14 protein-coding genes are annotated in these 22,030 nt (G+C 36.3%); 4 read left to right on the forward strand and 10 right to left on the reverse strand.

The features are described from left to right. Window positions 1–1,785: a RagB/SusD family nutrient uptake outer membrane protein gene (locus tag C8P70_RS03915; RefSeq protein WP_133712032.1), complete on the forward strand. Its 1,785-nt coding sequence runs from the start codon at window positions 1–3 to the stop codon at window positions 1,783–1,785. Between the two features lie 151 nt (window positions 1,786–1,936). Here the strand turns inward: C8P70_RS03915 and C8P70_RS03920 are convergent, their stop codons facing one another. Both C8P70_RS03920 and C8P70_RS03925 read right to left on the reverse strand, forming a co-directional pair. Then, window positions 1,937–2,353 (reverse strand): DUF6157 family protein, encoded by a 417-nt coding sequence (locus C8P70_RS03920; RefSeq protein ID WP_133712033.1) that lies wholly within the window; start codon window positions 2,351–2,353, stop codon window positions 1,937–1,939. Between the two features lie 38 nt (window positions 2,354–2,391). Further along, complete coding sequence (locus C8P70_RS03925) at window positions 2,392–2,742, reverse strand: VOC family protein (RefSeq protein ID WP_133712034.1); 351 nt, start codon at window positions 2,740–2,742, stop codon at window positions 2,392–2,394. A gap of 523 nt (window positions 2,743–3,265) precedes the next feature. On the opposite strand from C8P70_RS03925, the gene C8P70_RS03930 reads away from it, so the two are divergent. Continuing rightward, window positions 3,266–3,643 (forward strand): helix-turn-helix domain-containing protein, encoded by a 378-nt coding sequence (locus C8P70_RS03930; protein ID WP_133712035.1) that lies wholly within the window; start codon window positions 3,266–3,268, stop codon window positions 3,641–3,643. 85 nt (window positions 3,644–3,728) lie between these two features. Continuing rightward, window positions 3,729–4,484 (forward strand): SDR family oxidoreductase, encoded by a 756-nt coding sequence (locus C8P70_RS03935; protein WP_133712036.1) that lies wholly within the window; start codon window positions 3,729–3,731, stop codon window positions 4,482–4,484. 132 nt (window positions 4,485–4,616) lie between these two features. Here the strand turns inward: C8P70_RS03935 and nadB are convergent, their stop codons facing one another. The 3 genes from nadB to C8P70_RS03950 are packed head-to-tail and all read right to left on the reverse strand — an operon-like array spanning window position 4,617 to window position 8,869. Then, the gene (gene nadB, locus C8P70_RS03940; RefSeq protein WP_133712037.1) at window positions 4,617–6,128 is read right to left on the reverse strand and encodes an L-aspartate oxidase; all 1,512 of its coding nucleotides are present in this window, start codon (window positions 6,126–6,128) and stop codon (window positions 4,617–4,619) included. A 4-nt stretch (window positions 6,129–6,132) separates the two neighbouring features. Continuing rightward, window positions 6,133–7,062, reverse strand: a complete 930-nt coding sequence (nadA, locus tag C8P70_RS03945) for a quinolinate synthase NadA (protein WP_133712038.1) — start codon at window positions 7,060–7,062, stop codon at window positions 6,133–6,135. A gap of 13 nt (window positions 7,063–7,075) precedes the next feature. Beyond that, window positions 7,076–8,869, reverse strand: a complete 1,794-nt coding sequence (locus tag C8P70_RS03950) for a hypothetical protein (RefSeq protein WP_243832657.1) — start codon at window positions 8,867–8,869, stop codon at window positions 7,076–7,078. Window positions 8,870–9,133: 264 nt separating this feature from the next. Between C8P70_RS03950 and C8P70_RS03955 the strand changes: the two genes are divergently transcribed. Continuing rightward, window positions 9,134–10,243, forward strand: coding sequence for an NAD(P)-dependent alcohol dehydrogenase (locus C8P70_RS03955; protein WP_133712039.1), 1,110 nt, complete (start codon window positions 9,134–9,136; stop codon window positions 10,241–10,243). A 155-nt stretch (window positions 10,244–10,398) separates the two neighbouring features. Here C8P70_RS03955 and C8P70_RS03960 read toward each other — a convergent pair whose 3' ends face one another. The 5 genes from C8P70_RS03960 to C8P70_RS03980 all read right to left on the reverse strand — a co-directional run bounded on the left by C8P70_RS03960 (window position 10,399) and on the right by C8P70_RS03980 (window position 21,181). After that, window positions 10,399–11,850 carry a SusD/RagB family nutrient-binding outer membrane lipoprotein gene (locus C8P70_RS03960; RefSeq protein ID WP_133712040.1) on the reverse strand — a complete coding sequence of 484 codons (1,452 nt, stop codon included), beginning with the start codon at window positions 11,848–11,850 and terminating at the stop codon, window positions 10,399–10,401. 2 nt (window positions 11,851–11,852) lie between these two features. Further along, window positions 11,853–14,951 carry a SusC/RagA family TonB-linked outer membrane protein gene (locus tag C8P70_RS03965; RefSeq protein WP_133712041.1) on the reverse strand — a complete coding sequence of 1,033 codons (3,099 nt, stop codon included), beginning with the start codon at window positions 14,949–14,951 and terminating at the stop codon, window positions 11,853–11,855. Between the two features lie 11 nt (window positions 14,952–14,962). Next, entirely contained in the window at window positions 14,963–16,210 is a 1,248-nt protein-coding gene (locus C8P70_RS03970) for an alkaline phosphatase family protein (protein WP_243832658.1), read from the reverse strand. A 747-nt stretch (window positions 16,211–16,957) separates the two neighbouring features. Beyond that, window positions 16,958–18,643 carry a sodium:solute symporter gene (locus tag C8P70_RS03975; protein WP_133712042.1) on the reverse strand — a complete coding sequence of 562 codons (1,686 nt, stop codon included), beginning with the start codon at window positions 18,641–18,643 and terminating at the stop codon, window positions 16,958–16,960. Between the two features lie 105 nt (window positions 18,644–18,748). Beyond that, entirely contained in the window at window positions 18,749–21,181 is a 2,433-nt protein-coding gene (locus C8P70_RS03980) for a PIG-L family deacetylase (protein WP_166666170.1), read from the reverse strand. Window positions 21,182–22,030 lie beyond the last annotated feature (849 nt).

The following is a 22,030-nucleotide window of genomic DNA, read 5'->3' on the forward strand; positions in this document are numbered from 1 at the left end:
ATGAAATATAAAATATTCAATACAGTAAATAAAGTACTGCTCGCAGGAACACTTTTAACAGCCGCTGCCTGCACAGATTTAGAAGAGAAAGTTTTAGATGAAAACTTAGGCTCATCAGAAATTAATCCGATTTCAGCGCTTACTTCCGCTTATTCGCGCTTAGGTCAAAACCTGTTTGTATCAACCGGCGGTTTATTTGCCTTGCAAGAACTGAGCAGCGATGTTGCTATCTTACCGACCAGAGGAAGTGATTGGGGAGACGCAGGAAAATGGAGAGCAATTGCCGAGTTTACCTGGGCACCTGACAGCGATTTGGTTCAAGGCAACTTTAACGATTTAACCAATGGTGTTACGCGTTCTTATACTGCCATTGAAGCTATTACATTAAATGGCGAAGGAGCTTCTAAGGAATTTTACCTGGCTGAAGCAAAGGGATTGCTGTATTTCTACGTTGCTCAATTATTAGATTTATACGGACAGGCTCCCTATAAGGATTTAGATAATTTAGACGGACCGGTTCGCGTTCTAACCGCGGAAAGCGATATTGATTTTGTGATTTCCGAAGTGGAAGAACTAATCGGCCAATTACCGGATTTGGGCGAAAACCAAACTCATATCGGACGTTTTACCAAACAAGCTGCTTATGGTTTACTGGCAGAGCTATATATGAACAGAGCCGTATATAAAGATCGATATAATGCAAGTTCAACATTTGATTTTAATGCAGCTTCAGTTGACGGAACGTCTACCAATATGGATAAGGTTATCTACTATACTTCTTTGCTAATTAACGAAGGAAGATTTCAGTTAGAGGAAAACTATTTTCACAACTTTGCAATTGATAACAATACTTCCCGAGAAATGATTTTTGCTGTGGTTCAGCACGTTTCGGACATCAAGGGTTCAAGCAATGATCTGGCATACAACACCATGGAAAGAAACCAGCGCGTTACAGCAAAAAACCGCGGAACGAATGCCAGCTGTATTCGTCCTGAATTCTTTTACAGCTGGAATGGCAATCAGGATGACCCAAGGTTTCAAAGAAGCTATCAGTACGAAGACGGTACCTGGTTTATGAATGACGGAACCGATGTATCAGTACCCGCTACTTCCATTGCTCCCGGAACATCTGAACCTTGGTTTCACTTTAACAGAGGAATTCAATTCGGTCCTCAATATGGTCCTGTTTTATCATCCTCAGGAAGTTTTGAAATGACAGGAGATGGCAGAATTAAAGTTTCACCTTTGGTTATGGAAAAAAGTACGACAACCCTGATGGATTTTACTCCTGATCTTAATTTTGACAACCCTTCAGAATCAGTATTCAAGCAAGACCAGATTAACAGAGGAGCCCGCTGTTTTAAATTCGAGTTTGACGCTACTAACGGAGACAATGGTTCTTCCGAAGTTGATATTCCGATTTACAGATTAGGTGGAATGTATATGCTTAGAGCAGAAGCATATTTTAGAAAAGGAGATACGGGAATGGCACTCAATGACATTAATACGGTTCGCACGACTCGCACCCACGATGCTTTAAAAGGCTCTGTTCCGGGTAAAGCAATTGCATCTGTGGATGCTGAAGTTCTTTACAAAGAATTGGGATACGAAATGTATTGGGAAATTAAAAGAAGACCTCAAATGGTTCGGTTCGGAAAATTTGATTTGCCTTTAAGTCAATCGGCAAAACCGGAGTCTCAACCTTACCGAAGAGTATTTCCTATTCCGCAGACAATTATGGATATTGATGCAACTTTTGATCAAAATACAGGTTATTTCAATTAAGTACAACCGGATAAACTATCTAAACTTAAAGTTTTATAAAACAAAAAGGGATTTACTAGTAAATCCCTTTTTGTAATCTTAAAATACTGGCTATTTAAAGTTCCCTTTCACAACCTTCTGAAAATTATCCTTCAAGCTATATATAGCTTTATTATTTTCTGGACGTACGCATAGCTTTTACCTTTGTCAGGTTAGAATCTTTCTGCAATTGCGCGTACTGCTCAGTTTCCACACCATATATAGCTATTCTCCCTTTACTGTCTGCATGAATACCAAAACCATAGTTTTTTGTCAAGGGGGATGTTCTCAGGCAAGGTTGTCCTTTTGAAAAAAATTGCTGTCTCGCTTGTTCGTATTCTGTTGCTGTTAAATCGTTTTTCCAGGCGAATACCTGAAACAATATATCATCTGAAGTAAACTGATAAGGATTGTTTATCAACAATTCATATTGGATTTCAGCAATAGTCTTTTTACCATTTTTAGAAACCGGCTTTATCCCGCAAGAAGCTTTGGTATCTTCTGCCGCTTCAATAAAAGTATCAAAATAATTAGTGGTATGTATTTTCATTATCTGTTTTTTATAATTCCGTTTTTAGTTATTTTGTTTTACAGAGACCAGACAGCAAGCTCATATCCGTCTAAATCTGTAAACTGAAAGCGTTTGCCTCCCGGAAAATCAAAAATATCCTTTACAATAGTACCGCCTGAATTTATCACTTTATTTTTAGTTGCTTCGATATCTTCTGAATATAAAACAACTAAAACAGTCCCGTTAACAGGATCTCCATACGTAAAACCTCCGTCTACATAATCTCCGGTAAAAGAAGTATATTCGGGTCCGTAATCTGTAAATTTCCAATCAAAACATTGGGTGTAAAATTCTTTAGCACGGGTAATATCTTTCGAAAGAAATTCGATATACTGTATCTGTTCGTGTTTTAATTTACTATCTGCCATAATTCTGTCGAATTTAAAATCCTTTAATTATGTTTTAGTACTTATTAATACCAAAACAAACATTGCAATTGAGGAAAAGTAAATTTATAGAAAAAAATTTAGAACAGAAAAAAACAGAATAACTAATATCATAGTTGTTATTTAACTACTATATAAAACAAAGCTAATATGTTTTTATATATAATACCTTACTAAGGCTCTCAACAATATGTGAGATACTTCTTAACTTCTTTATCATTCATAAGCTTTAATTATTTTTACCGAAAAACAATAGATTCATCCAATTTTGAGTATTTTTAATCATCATAAATAAATTTTGGAATAAAAATCTGCCTTTTTTACAAGTAACAGAAACAAATACTGGAGCTATAAGGCTATATGAATAATCAGGTCTCACAATGAGGGAAAAATAAGTTTTTGGGATTATGAGAATTTAATCGTAAATGAAAAAAACTGAAAAGTTCACCATAAATAACTTTTTAGAACTCCGCATTTTTACCATAGTTTTTTAAATTTAAAAAGGATGAATGATACAGGCAAAGACATTATAAAAAGAAGTAAACAAATTACTGAAAGCTATTTCAAGTTTTTAGATAACCACATTGCCGATATCGTTTCTGGTAACGTTACTGATTTTATGGAAATTAACGAAATTGCTAAGAAACTTTTTTTATCACATCAGCATTTAACCGATACTATACAAAAAGAGACAGGAAATCATCCTTGCCATTTTTATGATTTAAAGATAATAGACCACGCCAAAAGAATGCTTTTGGAAACAGATAAATCTGTTTCAGAAATTGCAAGAATATTAACCTATGATCCCTCTAATTTTTCAAAATTCTTCAAAAAATTTGTAGGACAAACACCGGGACAATTCAGAAAAGAAACCAATAAATAAAAGTTCCGAAAAGTTCACCATAAATTATAGTAATCTCTTCACCATCTTTGTTTTATAAATTATATAACATTAAAAATAAAATAAAATGGCAAGAAATGATTTAAAAGGAAAAGTAGTCCTGATTGCAGGTGGCGCAAAAAATTTAGGAGGTTTATTAAGTCGTAATTTAGCAGCAAAAGGAGCTAAAGTTGTTATCCATTACAATAGTGACAGTACAAAAACTGAAGCCGAAAAAACATTAGCAGACATTACTAATGTGGGAGGAGAAGCAATTTTATTTCAGGCAGATTTAACAGATGTAAAAAACATTTCTAAACTGTTTGATGTCGCCATAAAAAAATTTGGAGGTATTGATATTGCAATCAATACGGTTGGTAAAGTATTAAAAAAATCTTTTACAGAAACAACAGAAGAAGAATATGACAGCATGAGCGACATCAACGCCAAAGTAGCATATTTTTTTATTCAAGAAGCAGGCAAAAAATTAAACGACAATGGAAAAATAAGTACTATTGTAACTTCATTATTAGCAGCATTTACAGGATACTATTCTACTTATGCCGGAGCAAAAGCACCTGTTGAACATTTCACCAGAGCAGCTTCTAAAGAATTTGGTTCTCGTGGAATTTCCGTAACGGCAGTTGCTCCGGGCCCTATGGACACCCCTTTCTTTTATGGACAAGAAAGTGAAGAGGCAGTAGCTTACCACAAGCAAGCTTCTGACTTAGGAGGCTTAACTGATATTAAAGATATTGCTCCATTGGTAGAGTTTTTAATAACTGAAGGCTGGTGGATTACGGGACAAACTATCTTTGCAAACGGCGGTTATACTACAAGATAACAAACATCAATTTATATTCTACAAGGCAGGCAAAAAAGTTGTTTGCCTTGCTTTTAGAATTTTAGAGCTATTAAACTTTATTCAAATGTAGTTTATACGCCATTATTCAAACTTTTTTAAGATGATAAATTACTATCTATCACAATAAAAGCAACCTCTGTTTTCAGTTCTTTTCAAAGACGAAACCACCATAGAAAAAGCAACCGTTATCTTGTTTCTCAATTCCCCAAGTTCTTTAGAAAGCTTGTAATTTTGGGTGATACTTTGAAACTCTTCCTGCCAAATTAGTAATTGTTGTTTCTTCTTTTCTAAATCTTCATTGTTTCGTACAATACCAACATTTTGCTGAATAAGATTTCTTAACATCGAATCTCTGTCACGGATAAACTCTTCAGATACTTGTGGTTTATTAAGCTTGTCTTCCAATGTAAACACAACATTGGCTGAAACAATTTCTTTATTCTTCAAAAAGAGAAAAATTCGATGGGCATAAACCACCGCTTCCAACAGCGAATTAGAAGCTAGTCTATTAGCTCCATGCAATCCGGTTCGGGAACATTCTCCGCAGGCAAATAAATTTTCAACCGAAGTTTGTCCGAAACTATTTACCGTGATTCCGCCACATAAATAATGTTGTGTAGGAAAAACGGGAATCCAGTCTTTGACCACATCAATACCTTGTTTCCAGCAATATTGTGTAATTGCCGGAAAATGTTTTTGAAAAGCATTTATTTCCAAATGAGTGCAATCTAAATAAACACATGCTTCTCCCGATTTTTTCAGTTCGGTTTCAATGCTTCTTGAAACAATATCTCGCGATGCCAACTCGCCGCGCAAATCATAACCAAACATAAACCGGTGTCCGTTTTTTGTTTTTAAATGTGCACCAAAACCTCTTACTGCTTCGGATATCAAAAAAGTGTGTTCCGATTTTGCATACAATGCCGTAGGATGAAACTGAACAAACTCCATATCATCTACCTCAGCATTTGCCCGAATCGCCATCGCAATTCCGTCGCCGGTGGCAATTACAGAATTGGTTGTATGCTGGTAAAGCTGACCGATTCCGCCAGTTGCCAAAACAGTAAAGTCTGCATAAATCAAAAACTGCTGACCGCTCTTTTCATCTAAGACAACAGCTCCGTTACAGCGATTGTCTGCAACAAGCAAATCAACTGCAAAATGATAATCCAGAAATTCAATGTTGTCATTTTGCTGTGCTTTTGCTAAAACTGCACGCTCAATTTCTTTTCCGGTCTCGTCTTTGTGGTGCACTACCCGGTAATCCGAATGTCCGCCTTCTTTTACCAGATCTAACCTTCCGGTTTCCGTTCGGTCAAACTGCACCCCCCAATCTATAAGCTCCTGTAACCGTTCAGGTCCTTCGGTAACGACTATTTCAACAACTTCCTTATCGCACAATCCGTCACCGCAAATCAAGGTATCTGCGATGTGCTTTTCAAAATTATCGTTGATTTCATCCATTACCACCGCAATCCCACCTTGTGCATACTGCGTATTGGATTCTTCTTTACTGGATTTAGTGACGATAATAATTTTCCTGTCTGGAAATTGTTCCGCCAACTTTATGGCGATCGTGAGTCCGGCAATGCCCGATCCTATAATCAGATAATCGGCTTTCATAATCTTATTTTGACAGCTCAAGCATTCGTTTAATAGGAATCAATGCCTTTTTCGCCACTTCTTCCGAAACCGTGATTTCTGGAGATTCCTTGACCAGACAGTCGTACACTTTCTGCAACGTATTAAGCTTCATATAAGCACATTCACTACAAGCACAGGTATTATCTTCAACGGATGGCGCTGGAATCAATATTTTATCAGGAACTTCCTGCTGCATTTTAAATAAAATTCCGGCTTCGGTCGCTACGATAAATTTTTGTTTGGTGCTTTGCTTAACATAATTGATCATTCCGGCAGTAGAACCGATATAACCTGCCGTTTTCAAAATATGTGCTTCGGATTCGGGATGCGCAATAATGGCCGCATCAGGATGTTGTTTATATAAAGCGATTAATTTATCCATCGAAAACGCTTCGTGTACAACACAGCTTCCATCCCACAAAACCATTTTCCTGCCGGTTTTGCTGTTGATGTAATTTCCGAGATTTTTATCCGGTGCAAAAATGATCGGAACATATTCAGGTACAGAATTGACAATTTTTTCAGCATTGGAAGATGTACAAACCAAATCGCTCATTGCTTTGATTTCTGCCGAACAATTGACATACGTAATCACAATATGATCGGGATGAGCTGCCGTAAATGTTTTAAAAGCGCCAGGCAGACAGGAATCTGCGAGTGAACAACCGGCATTTAAATCCGGTAAGATGACTTTTTTTAACGGATTTAAAAGCTTTGCCGTTTCTGCCATAAAGTGCACTCCGGCAAACAAAATAATGTCCGCATCTGTTTTTTCGGCTTCCTGAGACAATCCCAGACTGTCGCCTACAAAATCCGCAACTTCCTGTATTTCGGGTTCTTGGTAGTAATGCGCCAAAATCACAGCGTTTTTTTCTTTTTTAAGTGCAGTTATTTTTTGTTTCAGCCCTTCCATAATTTCAATATATTCATAGTTTCACTTCGTTGAGCTGTAAACTGTACATTTCCAATTGCCGTTGAAGCTGCTCTTTTTCCCCAGTAAAAAAGTGGGTTTGCGCAAACAGTTCTTTGTAATAGTCAATTCCCTTCTGCAAATTGTCTTTAAATCCTGTCCACTTTTTGGTTTGAATGGCGGTCATTGCTTCTCCCGATTCTGCGATACCTTTTTTTAAATGCTCTACATACATTTGCAATTCTTTTATAAACATATTTGGTCGGTTATTATCAGCAATAATGTTGTTTTTACCGTAAATATGTTTCACCATATCCGCTAAAGAAATGATTTTGTCAAAATACGCTAAATTCGGTCCCGGACAAATGACTACACCTTGCTGCTGTCCTTTGATTTCCATCCCATTTTCAAGATATGAAGCGTTTGCCAAACCTACGCACAGACAGGCTTTTTCAAATATCTCGGCTTTTTTCTGCTCGATGGCTTTTTCAGAAAGTGTCTTCTTTTGCTGTTCTAATTCGGCCAGCTTAATATCCTGATATTTTTTAGATGCCGTGCACATTCCCTCCGCGTCGTATTCTTTGTTGAGTGCCAAAAACTTTTTGGGACACGAACTGCCTGCTTTATTGTCTTTAATGCGTTTTTGTTTCCATAAATCGTTGCTCATTCCTTTGACGGTATTAAACGGAACACCTAAAGGCGAGATATTGCTCAGATAAAAATCGTCTTCTTCCGCTTTTGCCAGTAAAGTACGGGTTTCCTCATCAACGGAAGTCGCTTCGGGCACCAATAAAAAGGGCGATCCCCAACCTACGGAATCAATCTGGTAGTGATTCAACAAAAAGCTGTGCTCCTCAGCCGTGCCCACCCCGCCTTGTGCTGTTATTTTCAAAGCTAAAGGCTGTTGCGGTACCGGCAGATTTTTAGTTTCTAACGCTTTTATCATCAATTCGTGAGCAGATTGTACCAACTGTTCTTTTTTGGCTTTAAATTCTTCCAAAATAGGTCCGAACAAAAAGCCATCAGTCGCAAAAGCGTGTCCGCCGCAATTTAATCCCGATTCTATACGGTATTCTGAAACCCAAAGTCCTTTTTTTGCCAGAAAGTTCCCTTGAATCATCGCCGAACGAAAATCGCTTACTTTCAGGATTATTTTCTTTTGAAGATGTCCGTCTGCATCCGGATAAAATGCCGGAAATTGTTCAAAATAGCTGTACAGTCTCGGATTCATTCCTGCGGAAAGTACCACAGAAGAATTCAGATTGCTTTCTGCAAAACCGCGAAGCGACGCGTGTGCATCATTAAACGTTATCGGAAGTTGCTTCCCTTTTTCATAATTTTCCTTATCAACTTTGGTCATAATATTGACATCAATGGTTCCGGGAATAAAATGGTCTGCAAGATATTTTTTTACCTGTTCTTTCATATGCAAGCCTTCCCCAATAAGCTTTTGCAAACCATTCTTCAATTCAGAAGTATCGGGAAGCAGTGAAATATACTGATTTAAAGCCTGCTTGTTTTCTGAGAGTTCTTCCTTAAACTGCTGGAATTTTTGTGTTACCACTTCATTCATCAGATTGAGATAGGCTTTGATGCGTTCAGCACGGTAATCGGAACATTTTTTTGTAATTTCCCGATATGGAAGCAGGAATTTTTTACAATAAAAAGCGCGCATACGTTCCGTGAGTTCATCATCTGTGATAGAAACTACTGATGAAATTCCTAAATGAGCAATCCGAATCGGGCTGTCAATTGTATAAGACAAACCCATCACGGGAATGTGAAAAGTATGTGGATGGAATATAGACATACGCAAATAATTAAAAAATGATTAACGAGCGAAGTTTGTATTTTTTTTCTGCTTAATCTATGATATATATCAGTAAAAAATTAGGTTGAATAAAAAACCTGCGCAAGTTTATTTTACGTTTATTAGAAGTTTGTTCAGTTATTTTTATTTAGAATTAACTCTCAAAAAAAGCACTCATAACAAAACATTTTTCAAAATAAATGATTAAATTTGAATATAAATTCATAAAAAATAATCAAATTATAAATATTTAAATCTAGTATAATGGAAATAACAGCAGCAATAGTAAAAGAAAAAGGAGGAGATTTTGAATTGGTCAAAATGAACTTAGATGAACCTAAAAATGATGAGGTTCTTATAAAAATTATAGCAACCGGAACTTGTCATACGGATATGGCGGCAAGAGATTTACTGACAGGTCCGCTTTCTTTTCCAATGGTTTTGGGACATGAAGGCGCAGGGATTGTTGAAAAAGTAGGCGAAAATGTAAGTAACATAAAAAAGGGAGATCATGTTGTTTTAACTTTTGGATTTTGCGGAGGCTGTAGCAATTGCCAAACGGGAATACCTGCCTATTGTGAAAACTTTGGTGCACTTAACTTTGGCGGTGCCAGATTAGACGGTTCGCATAGCCATCATATACACGGAGAAGTGGTACAGGATAACTTTTTTTCGCAGTCGTCTTTTGCTACTTATGCTCTTGCCCATAAAAATAATGTAATAAAAGTGCGTAAAGATGCACCAATAGAATATTTAGGTCCGCTTGGTTGCGGGATACAAACCGGCTCGGGAGCAGTATTGAACTCGCTGGATGTAAAGGCCGGACAATCGATCGTGATATCTGGTGGAGGAGCGGTAGGTTTAGCCGGAGTTCTTGCTGCCAAAGCTATTTCTGCCGGAAAAATTGTAGTTGTGGACATAAATGAGGAAAGACTTAAATTTGCCAAAGAACTTGGAGCAACGCACATAATAAACAGTATAAAAGAGAATGTTGCAGAGAAACTAAAAGAGATTGAACCAAAAGGCTTTGATTGCGGTTTAGATACAACAGGAATTTCACCTGTTATTCTCGATTCTATAAATGCCTTGCGCTCGCATGGAAAAATGGGAATACTGGGAGTTGCCAAAAAACCTCTTGATATTGAAATGAACAGCTTTGTGGCAACAGGGAAACAATTAATTGGCATTGTCGAGGGAGATAGCGTTCCCAATGAATTTATTCCGAGACTGGTTAATATGTATATGAACGGACAATTTCCTTTTGACAAGTTGATTAAAACTTATAAGTTTGAAGATATAAATCAGGCTATTGAAGATTCTGAAAAAGGGATTACCATAAAACCGGTTATATTGATTGGAGAATACAAAGGATAATGTTATTGTTTATATAAATAACAACATTAAATATATATAAAAAAGTAAACCTCTTTAAAAAATATTCTAAAGAGGTTTTACATTTTATTTGAACAGAGTTCAAATGCCAAAACTGCTCAAAAACAAACGGTTTTGGTTATTAAAAATAAAACAACTCATGGTTTTAATAGCCACATTACACTGTTGATAGTGTCTCCCCCTTCAAACTGCCGATTGACAGCATCAGACAGATTTTTATTATTATTTACAGTTTCAGCAGCCGGATACATCCATCGTTTAGGAATACGTCCCTGATTTAGTATTCCGCTTCCATCCACATTAAATTTTGGAAATCCCGTCCGGCGGTTATCATAAAAAGATTGCCATCCGCTGTTCATAAAACTGGCAATGTGTTTTTGGGTCATAATACGTTCCAGATTATCAGTTGCATTTAATTTCACAACATCCTGACTCAGATAATCAGCAGGCATATCCACTTTCAGAAATTTAAAAGAGCTTTCTATTCCCTGATTATAATAGGTTTCTGCAGAACCGCTAATCCATCCTCTTTCAGCCGCTTCAGCCAAATTAAACTGTAAAGACCAATAACTTAGCAATACGCCGGGTTCATTGACAGGATCAGTATAATATCGGGCATTCACTCTTGAGGCTTCTCCATCAACTGCTTTTTGAGAATTTTCATTCATTGAATTGCTTCCCTTTAATCCACCATAGTTTTTAAAGTTAGTAAGCTCCTCATCTTCTCTTTTATTTTTCATCGCAGCAAACCTGAATAAACGCGTATCTTTTAATAAAACAAGTTTATCTACAAAGCTTTCTTCCATGTAATAAGCTGTTTGCAAAGCATTATTATTAAAATAAGGATATTGGTTGCCCTTGCTGTCAACAAATTCTAAAAATGCAGAATCTTCTAAATTTTCAAAAACAGGATACTGAGCAGGATTGCTTATAAGAGTTTGAAAGCGTTCTTTTATTTTTAGGTCGGAATCGCCAACTTTGTTAGACAAATCCATCAAAACTTTTAATGTGTATGAGTTAATTAATTTTCTCCACTTCAATTTATCTCCCCGATAAATTACGTCTCCTTTTATTACTCCGTCGCTTTCTGCCAACAGTTCATTAGCCTGAGCCAAATCTTCCAATACTCTTAAAAAAATATCTTTTTGGGTATCGTATTTAGGCTTCTGTATGCCTTCTCCTATTTTTAGAGCTTCACTATAAGGTACGTCTCCAAAAACCAAAGTAGTTTCGACAATATAATATGAGTAAAAAAACTTAGCAAGGCTTTTATATACTTCTTCCTCATAGCGATCGGCTTCCTCTTCCATCTTTTGAACCTGCTTTAGCTTGTGATAATTGTCAAAGGAAGATCTCTGCCAGTTATAATATTGCTCATTACTCACTCCGTCCGTATTCGTTAACTGCCTGCTTGCCAACCCCGCTCCCGTTCCGATATTTTTAACAGCTTCAATTTCTATATCAGTCAGCAGCAGATCAGGGGTAACACTTGCTACTCTATTAGGATCGTCCTGTAAAGTGTCTATGCTTTCGCAACCTGACAACAAAATGATAAATAAACAACTTAGATTAAAAACTATTTTTTTCATAATTAAAACTTAGCATTAATATTAAAACCTATACTTTTCATAGTAGGTGTTTGTAAAGCATCTTTTCCAGAATCCGGATCAACGTTTTTAATTTTGGAAGCCATCCACAAATTACTTCCTATCAAAGAAACGCTTAAACTGCTAAAAGGCGTCCTGGACAACACAGAAGGTTTTAACTGATAAGTCAAGGCTATATCTCTCAGTTTAATAAAATCTTGTTTGTAATAATGATAATTTTTCTCTGAATTATTACTTGTTGTCTGCATATATGAATTGTAGTTTACAGGTACATCATTCGGTGCAAAAACACGATTATCAAAAACAATATTTCCATTACTGTCGTAGCGCAATTCTCCCGATACTACTTTTACTCCACTGGCTATGTAAGTGGCCTTTCCTTCATTGGCATCATCTCTGTATTGATTTACTGTACCCGGATCAACTCCTCCCCACCACATTTTTTGATTGGTTTGAGAAAACATTACGCCTCCTATCCTGCCGTCTAATGTAAAGCTAAGCGAGAAATCTTTATAATTTATTGTATTAGTCCATCCAAAAGTCCAGTCTGGATCTTCATATCCAATAAAACGACTGTATGGATCAACTACCGGATAACCGTTTTCAAAAACAATATTCCCTTGCCCATCGGTCTGGTATTGAGAAATGTAAATCCCGTCTGTACGCTCTCCCTCTTTAATATACTTATCCGTTTGTGTACGATCGTTAGATAATTCTGTAAGATATTTGTTGTATTTACTCATATTAACGGTAGATACCCATTCCCATACCTCATTGCGCACAGGGGTAAAGTCCAATACCAATTCAAATCCTTTCCGTTTAAAACGGTCTCCGTTCACTAGTGTATTCTCATATCCTGTAGCAGAAGACACCGGCATATAAATCAGGTTATTAAAGTCATTCGTCTGATAGTAAGTAAGGTCAATCCCCAGTCGGTTTTTAAAAAAACGTACATACGCCCCCACTTCCCATGTATCGGAAGTTTCAGGTTTTAAATCCGAAGAAAGCAGAGAATTTCCAAAATAGGCAGAAGGCACACCATCCCATGTAATCCCTTTTTCATAGCCTTGAATATGGCTATATGGATTTTCACCTATTCTGCCTTCAGAAACACGCGCCCATGATCCTCTTACCTTTGCAAAATCAATCCACTGTGGCATTCGAACAAGATTGGAAATAACAACAGAAGACGCGATTGAAGGATAGAAAAATGAATTATTGCCTTTTGGTAAAGTGGAAACCTTGTCGTTTCTCGCTGTCAGAGACAAATAATAAGTGCTGTCATACGACAAATCCACAAATCCGTAAAAGCTGTTTATTCCTTCTTTTTCTTCCCGGTTAGAAGAGATAATAGAGGGGCCTGCATTATTGTCCAGATTGTAAAATCCCGGAATATTTAATCCGTCTGTTGCACTGGTTAGTTTATTCCAGTTTCTTCGGTAACGCGAATAGGCCACTTCTCCGGACAATTGAAGCAAATCAGTTAACTCCTTGTTTACTTTAATTCCAAAATCGGTAGTAATATCAAAAAAATTCTCATTCATCACCGTATAATTACCTCTTGACTTATCGCCGTAACCAATATAACTCTTCGGTTCTTTATAGGTTCTGTTCAACCCGTAATAGTTTATTCCTCCTGTAGATTTAAAACTAATACCATCGTAAAACTCGTATTCTAAGTTATAATTCCCAAAGGAGTTATTTTTATCATATCCTCTCATATATTCAAATGCCTGAAAATAAGGGTTGTTATAATATGATATATTGTAATGTCTTTGCTGTACTCCTTCTTTCCCCGGCATCCAGTAGTTTTTTAAATCTCGGATATCCACATCTGTTCCCGTCCAAAGTAGCAGATTGTACAAATAATTTGTCGGACCATAACCTACCTCCGGAAAGTTATCTGTAAACTGCTTGTTGTAAGTATAGTTTGCAGAAATTCTCAATTTATCAGTCGGGGTCAGCTGCCCTCCGATTGAAAAAGAAGTATTATTTAAATCTGTATTTGGCACAATTCCCTTTTGATATTGATTTGATATGGATACCCGATAGCTTGCCTTATCGTTCCCCCAGTCAACAGCAACATTATTGGCTTGGATGACTCCTGTTCTGAAAAAGTTTTCAACATTATTTTTTCCTCTTGAAATAAAAGGCAGCGGAATCAGTTTGCCCGTTGCGGGATCAATCTCGCTATTGTATTGAGGGGTTTCAAAATAACCGCTTGCTGTACTCGGATCTTTCTGATCTAATCGCGGTCCCCAAATCCATCCTCCACCTTCCGTACCCCCGCCAGTTCCGTCAATGTAAGCATAAACTCCCTGATTTCCATTGCCGTAAACAGTCTGTCTTTCCGGTTTTCTCAAAAAAGAAGTCTGAAACATAGTCGAATTATTAAATGAAACCGTCAACTTTCCTTCTTTTCCTTTTTTGGTTGTAATCATAATTGCTCCGCTTCGACCTACCGAACCGTATAAAGCAGAAGCCGTTGCTCCTTTTAAAACGCTGATATTTTCAATGTCATCCGAGTTTACTCTCCAGATATCTGCCGTGCGGTCGGGTATTCCGTCGATCACGATTAAAGGTGAAGCTCCGCGTAGACTTATTTCAGGATTTTGAAACAGATCGCTTGAATTTTTTATGTTCAAGCCTGCTACTTTTCCGGTTAGCGAACTTACTGCGTTGCTTTCCTTTACTTTTTCCAACGCCTTGCCTGATAAGTCCTGAACGGCATATCCTAAAGCCTGTTTTTCTTTTTTAATACCCAAAGCAGTGATCACAACTTCATCCAAACCACTGCTCGTCTCCAGCATATTTACTGCAAAATTGGTTTGTGTTCCTATTTTTAACTGTTGAGTTGTGTAACCAATATAACTTAATTCCAATATTTGACCATCTTCTGCTTCTATCACAAACCCACCGTCTATATCAGTCATGGTTCCGTAAGTGGTTCCTGTCAAAGTAATGGTTACACCAATTAACGGTTCTCCTGTGGCAGCATCCTTTACTACTCCGGTTCTCTTAATCTGAGCAAATCCCAATCCATAGCACAAAAGTACCAGTACAAAAACAATTGTATTTTTCATTTTGTTTCAATTTAGAGTATCCAAGTATTTAAATTACCCACCTCAGATTTTAAAAAGATTTTATAAAATCCCGTTTCAGATTTTTTTACTTTAAAAGAAGCTTTTTCTTTACTTAAATCCGCCTTCCCCAACAAAATATATTCATCCTTGCCTCCGCTTTTTACATGGTTGGTTGTTGCTAACCAAATCTCTGCAGATCTACTGCCGACAGAAGCATTATAATTCCAATAAACATTCAATTTACTGCCTTTTACCTCTGCTGTCAGCCCTTCTACTTCTACATTGTCAAACATAGAATTTCCATCCCATTCTCTTTTTGTTTCAATCGGTATATCCAATTTCATAAAATCGGCTATAGACGGGGCAATATCAACTACAGAAGGAGTAAATTTATTGGTATTTGCTATCCACTCAGCCTGATTGGAAAGTATCCAAACACTTCGCTCTCTGTCGCTTTGTCCGCCATGGTGTTTTCCGTCTGTTTCTGTACGTCCATGATCGGTTGTCACTACAAACAGCCATTCTTCATCAAAGTTTTTCTCTCTGTATTCAATCGCTTTATACAGCTTACCTATCAGTTCATCCTCAAAAGTTATTCCTTCATACAATTTTTTTCCATCTCCATAGCGGTGCCCCATATCATCCGTATATTGAAGATATACCCAAGACAAATCAGGAGCGTATTTAGCAATATATTCCGATGCTCTGTGCACAACCGCATTGTCAACTTCCTTTATATACTCACTATTGTTGTCATGCGGGTATCTAAACTCATCCAGTTCCAACCCGTCAAAAGCATAGTCCATTTTTATTTGATTAGTCTCTGTCAACCCCTCTCCGATCAGCTTGGTTCGGTTATCTTCCCAAGTCGAAAAAACTGCCGTTTTCAATTCCGGTTTCTGATCCTTGATCAAACGGAATAAAGTCGGATAATTATAATTAGGGTCAGCTATACCATTATCCCATACATTGTGCTTATTAACCCAGGTACCTGTCAGCAAGCTGTTGTATCCTACTGCAGATATAGTGGGAGTTTGAGAATAACTGTCTTTTTTACCTCCGATATATGCAGGTATAAGACTTCCTTTTGCAGCGATATAATCTATATTAGGAGTTGCTGTTTTAGCCAACATATCATAGGCAATTCCGTCCACTATTACAAAAACGGTTTTTCTTTGCTTTTTATCAGACGCCAATGCCGAAAAACTAAAAAATAAACTGAAGCCATACATCAAAAGCTTCCCATACTTTACTCTCATTTATCTGTGTTTTTAAATTTCAGACAAATGTAAAAACACTTCTACCTGTAGACTTTTCCTTACAATTATGTATTAATCATATAATGGTTACCGTTGGGTTACCATAACTTTTTAAATCAGGAAAATAAGGGATATGTTATCTTTTGATTAAAAACAAAAGATTAACAACGGTTATTTCCATGCTAACAAGCTAAATTCTGCTTCGCATTTTGCGATTCAGATGAAATATAGAAATCTCTTTTCTGATATGCATGACCTAACTATAGACAGTGTACTGCCCTTCATATTATCTTGATACAACGATTTTAAAAAAAATCGCTTAAAATCAAATAATCACTAAACTCCTATCAAAATAGACACAAAGTGAAGTAAAACATATATCAATTTTCTGTTCTCTTGACATAAAAGATCAAGACTGCATTTCTCTTATCGGTATTTCTAAAATTTATTTTACAAAATATATGACAGCGGCTTCTCCCATATAATTTAATACAAAACGGAGCCAAGAAAACACTCGACAGAGAAATGAGGTAATATCAAAGGCATTACAGAACATTTTAAAGTAAAAACGAGAAATTATGATTTATAAACCCAAAATAAACATCCTCATCAAACGCCATTATATAATTAGCCAGAGTCGTCTTAGCGCAGGAACGTTATGAGAAATCATACCCGAAGCTCAACAAATATAGTTCAAGCAAGTATTTATTTAAGATATACTTGATGATCAAAAGATATAAAGTCAGTTTAAACTGACTTTTTCCTGTTTATAAAATATTGAAATACAAATGCCAGAATAATTGCCAGCAAAGCACCCAAAGGATTCAGCCATAAAAAGCTTATAACTTCCAACGAGTAAACGTAAATCACAATGATTTGCGTAATTAAAGCTGACCAAAAGGTTGCCTTTGCTTTGCAGTATTTGAAGAAAAACGCGATTAAAAAGATGCCTAAAACGGTACCATAAAATATAGATCCGATAATGTTTACCAACTGAATCAGGTTTTCAAACAACGTAATCAAGCAAGCCATTAAAATACAAATGATTCCCCAAAAAACCACCAGGTATTTGGTTGCTTTCAGATAATGCTTTTCTGATTGATTGGGTTTGTACGTTTTATAAATATCAATTGCCGAACTCGAAGCTACTGCATATAATCCCGAAGCCGAAGCCGACATTGCTGCACAAAAAATGACAGCAAGCAAAAAGCCAATTACGCCGTGTGGTAAATAGTTCAAAATAAAATAGATAAATACATAGTCTTTGTCATTTAATTCGGCTGTTGCATCTACTTTAGCAATAATTTCTTTGGCTTCATTTCTCAGTTGCGTTTCACTTTCGTTCAGCGAAACCAGCTTTTCTTCTAAAACATTGTTAGTATTTCCCTGGTTTAACTGCCCGGCATAAACCTGCGTCACTTCGTTTTTTTCATTGAGTAAATCTTCCAGTTCCAGTTCTAAATTGCGATACTCTTCCCTATATTCCGAGCTTAAAACTTTTTCGGTATTTACAGGATTAAAATGCAACGGAGCCTGATAAAAATGAAAGAAAATAAACACCATAACCCCAACTAACAAGATAAAAAACTGCATGGGAACTTTTAAAACTCCGTTCATCAATAATCCCATTTGGGTTTCTTTTATGCTCTTTCCCGACAAATAACGCCCCACTTGTGACTGATCGGTACCGAAATAAGCCAGCATAAGGAAGAAACCAGCTGTTAATCCATTCCAAACGGTATAACGTTCGCTAAAATCGGTTGAAAAATTTAACAGATTCATTTTTCCGCTTACTTGAGCAACCTCAAAAACATTTCCCAGATTTACTTCCTGAGGCAATCGGAATAAAATAATGAAAAACGTTAAAAACATTCCCGCCATGATAACGAAAGCTTGTTGTTTTTGGGTAATATTCAACGCTTTTGTTCCGCCAAAATAAGTGTAAAAAATAATGATAACTCCAATAGAAACAATAATATAAGTCAAATCCCAATTCAGAATCGAAGACAAGATAATTGCCGGCGCATAAATGGTAATTCCTGTCCCCACACTTCTTTGAATCAAAAAGATAACCGAAGCCAGTGTCCGCGTTTTTAAATCGAATCGGCTTTCTAAAAATTCATATGCCGTATACACTTTCAACCGATGAAAAACAGGAATAAAAACCATGCAAATCACCACCATTGCCAACGGAAGTCCGAAATAAAACTGAACAAACCCCATTCCGTCGTGATAGGCCTGTCCGGGTGTAGACAAAAACGTAATTGCGCTTGCCTGAGTTGCCATCACCGACAAACCTACGGTAAACCAATTGGTAGATTGATTTGCCAGAATATAGTCTTCTATATTTTTGCTTTCTTTGGTTTTATACGTACCGTAAAGAACAATGAACAAAAGGGTTCCCAATAAAATAATCCAGTCTGAAAGTTCCATATTACTTGAAAAAGTTCATTAAAAAATAAAACAGAACCAGATAAAGCAGATTGATCAGCAAGACAAGAGTATAACTCTTTCGCCATTTTATGTATTTAAAACCACTCATTTTTTCAACTCAATTAAATTGACAAAAAGCTCCAATGCACCCATATTTCCTACAGGCAATTGTCTAAAAAAGCTCAAACCAGTATAAACATAATATCCTTTTCCGTAAGCAGCCATAATCAAAGCTCCGTTTGTATTTTTTTTATCAAAATCATGCGACGAAAGAACCGGTTTAAACTCATCAGCAAATTCCTCAGCATAATATAAACCCTGTTCATGAACCCAATTTGTAAAGTTTTGAGAAGTAATTTTAAAGGGTTCATTTAAAACCGCTGCGCCTGAATTAACAAACTGAACCTCGGCATTTTCATCGGTAACCCTGGTTTTGCCGATTTTGATAGAATATGGTGCAATTCCTTCGGTTTGCAAATTTGCATCTGTTTGATATTGTACAATAACCGTTCCTCCGTTTTGGGCATAATCAAACAAAAACCGTTTTTTTTCTGCCAAAGCTTTTTCGGTGTTAAATGCTCGAATTCCGACAATAATAGTTTCATATTGTGAGAGTTCTCCGTCCTTTAAAGTTTCTAAATTGATGAAATCTACCTGATATCCGACATTTTCCAATACTTGTGGAATTTCATCACCCGCACCCATGATATAGCCGATACGCTGCTTTTTCAGCTTGGAATTATCAAAATTTACAATTTTAGTTTGCGCCGGTTTTAAATAAAACGTTTCCGGAATGTGATCGTAAGAAATCCATTTAACTTCATTCGCAAATGTGTTTCCTACTTCCTTAAAATGTACCTGATAAATCCCATCAGCAATAGTTTTCTGAATGCATATTTCTTTGTTTTTTTCATTTCTTTTTAAAGAGATAGCTGTTTTGTAAACCTCTTTTTGAGCTTGATTCAACAACAAAAGTTCGCCGTTAACTGTTGCATTGGAATAATTAGTAAGCATCAGGTCAATCACCAGATTTTGATTGGAATTACTGATATAAACTGATTGCTTAAACTGAACAGAAACCTTGGGAACAACGTTAAATGGTTTATAGATTTCACCTTTGGCAACGTCTTTATAATGATATTGGATTTGTACCGGAAATGATATATATATTCCGTTGATTTCCAAACCAATTTCATTTCCATTATTTTGATTAAACTGATTTTTAAAATCGTAAAATGTATCAATAAACTTAAAATCTGTCAAATCATCTCTTGTGAATCGGGTATTAAAATCACCATAAAAAACTCCCTGATCCATCAAAGGTTTGTTTATCATTATTTTTTGACTGTTTACAGTAACATCCTTTAAAATAACATTGTGAGAAGATCTGTTTGCAATTTCCGCTTGAATCACAACAGGGGTATTCGGAATCGAGCAAGGTACATCTGTTGTAAAATCCAAAAACAAACCGGCGCAGTTTTTAATCAGTTCTTTGACTTCATTTTGCTTGCGGGTTTTCCAGATCGTTTCGGGTAGTTTTTCTATTTCAGTATAAATTTTTGTAAGTTGCTCAATTGATTTTGCAGGATCTTTAAAATCATATTCTTCTAACAGCTGTTGAACAAGCGGTTCGATGTTTTTCCCGCCTTCAATGCGATTCCAGCTGGTGTCAATCCCTTCAAACAAATTGGATGAACTAAGAGGCATTCCGTCAATCAGTTCAACATAATCTATTTGCTCTCCACGAGAAGACAAATCGCCAAACCCTTGTGACTGATGCTGGCTCCGGCTCAACGAAGCAATTTCCTGATTATTTTTACCCAACTGATTATAAAAAACACCTATATTCAGCGGAATATATTTAGATTTATCAGCTTTTTCAAACGCTTGTTTACTGCCAAAGAAAAACCATGAAGCGTTAAAAAACAAACGCTTGGGATTCCAGATATTCAGTTTTTCATCAGATGTAATTTTATAGGAATCATCCTGTGCCAAAGCAAATGCTTCTTTAGACAATTGCGCCGAAGCCGTATGGTGTCCATGCGTCGTTCCTTCGGTTCGGTGGTCAAAACGATTGATGATAACATCGGGCTGTTCCTTGCGAATCAGGTAAACCATCTGTTCTAAAAGCGAAGCTTTATTCCATTTTTCAAAAGCTTCACGAGGATGTTTCGAAAAACCGAAATCGTCTGCTGTAGAAAAAAACTGTTTTCCTCCGTCAATTTTTCGGGCGTTCCAAAGTTCGTTCGTTCTGATTACACCTAAATCGGTCCCCAGTTCATTACTGATTAAATTTTGTCCGCCATTGCCGCGCGTCAACGACAAATATTCGGTATAAGCCTTTTCGTGATGCGTTAAATAAGTAATCAAATGGGTATTTTCGTCATCGGGATGTGCCGCAATGTATAAGGCACTCGCCAAAACGTTTAACTGTTCCATTTTGAAATAAATCTCGGAAGACGTCAGTGTTTCGGGCTTTTGTGCGTTTATAGGTTGAAATATGGCAATACATAAAATGTATAAAAACAGCTTTTTCATTCTTATAAGAATATTTTTAAACCACATAGATACATAGTTTCTTGGTTTTTGACAACTAAAATGATCAGATTTTGTATTCTTACTGTAAGCAGTATATTATAAAACCATAACAGATGTTTGTAAAAACAAGTTATTTAGACGGTATATTCTGTTGCTTTAGCCTTTAACTTCGCTATTTTATAATATAGTTGTCCCCTTTACAAAAGAATATAAAAAAAATGCTGTAGCAAGTTCAGAAGGGCAAGGCTCCCTTCATTTTATCTTGATATAAAAGAAACAAAAGATCAAGACTGCATTTCTCCTATCGGTCTTTCTAATGCTTATTTTGTAAACTATATGAAGGTGACTTCGCCCCATATAGTTTAATGCAAAACTGCACCAAGAAGACACCCGACAGAGAAATAAGGTCATTGGAATAGAATCAAAAAATAATTAAAAGTAAAAATGAGAAATTATGATTTATAACCCGAAAATAAACATACGCACCAAACGGTATTATGTAATTAGCGAGCGCAGTCTTAGCGCAAGCACGTTATGAGAAGCAATGTCAGAAGCTTAACCAAATATAATTCCACCAAGTGTCTATTTTAAAAGGTGTCTCATGGATGCTAAAATATTTTATTTCGAATAGAAACAAGTGGTTGATAACCTATAAATTACATGTAGACAGACCTTTTTACCATATACCAAGAACTGTGTAAGTATAAAATTCTATTTGTCTTAGAAAACCAAGTAAAATTTCTTTATATATTTAACCCGTGGTGCATTTAGGTAATATTAATTTTTAAGTTGTTTATATTTCTATTAGCACTTCCGTTTATTGTTTGAATAATAGTAAGAGTTACTATT

Origin of the sequence: Myroides indicus (assembly GCF_004364575.1) — a bacterium.
Taxonomy (GTDB): domain Bacteria; phylum Bacteroidota; class Bacteroidia; order Flavobacteriales; family Flavobacteriaceae; genus Flavobacterium; species Flavobacterium indicum_A.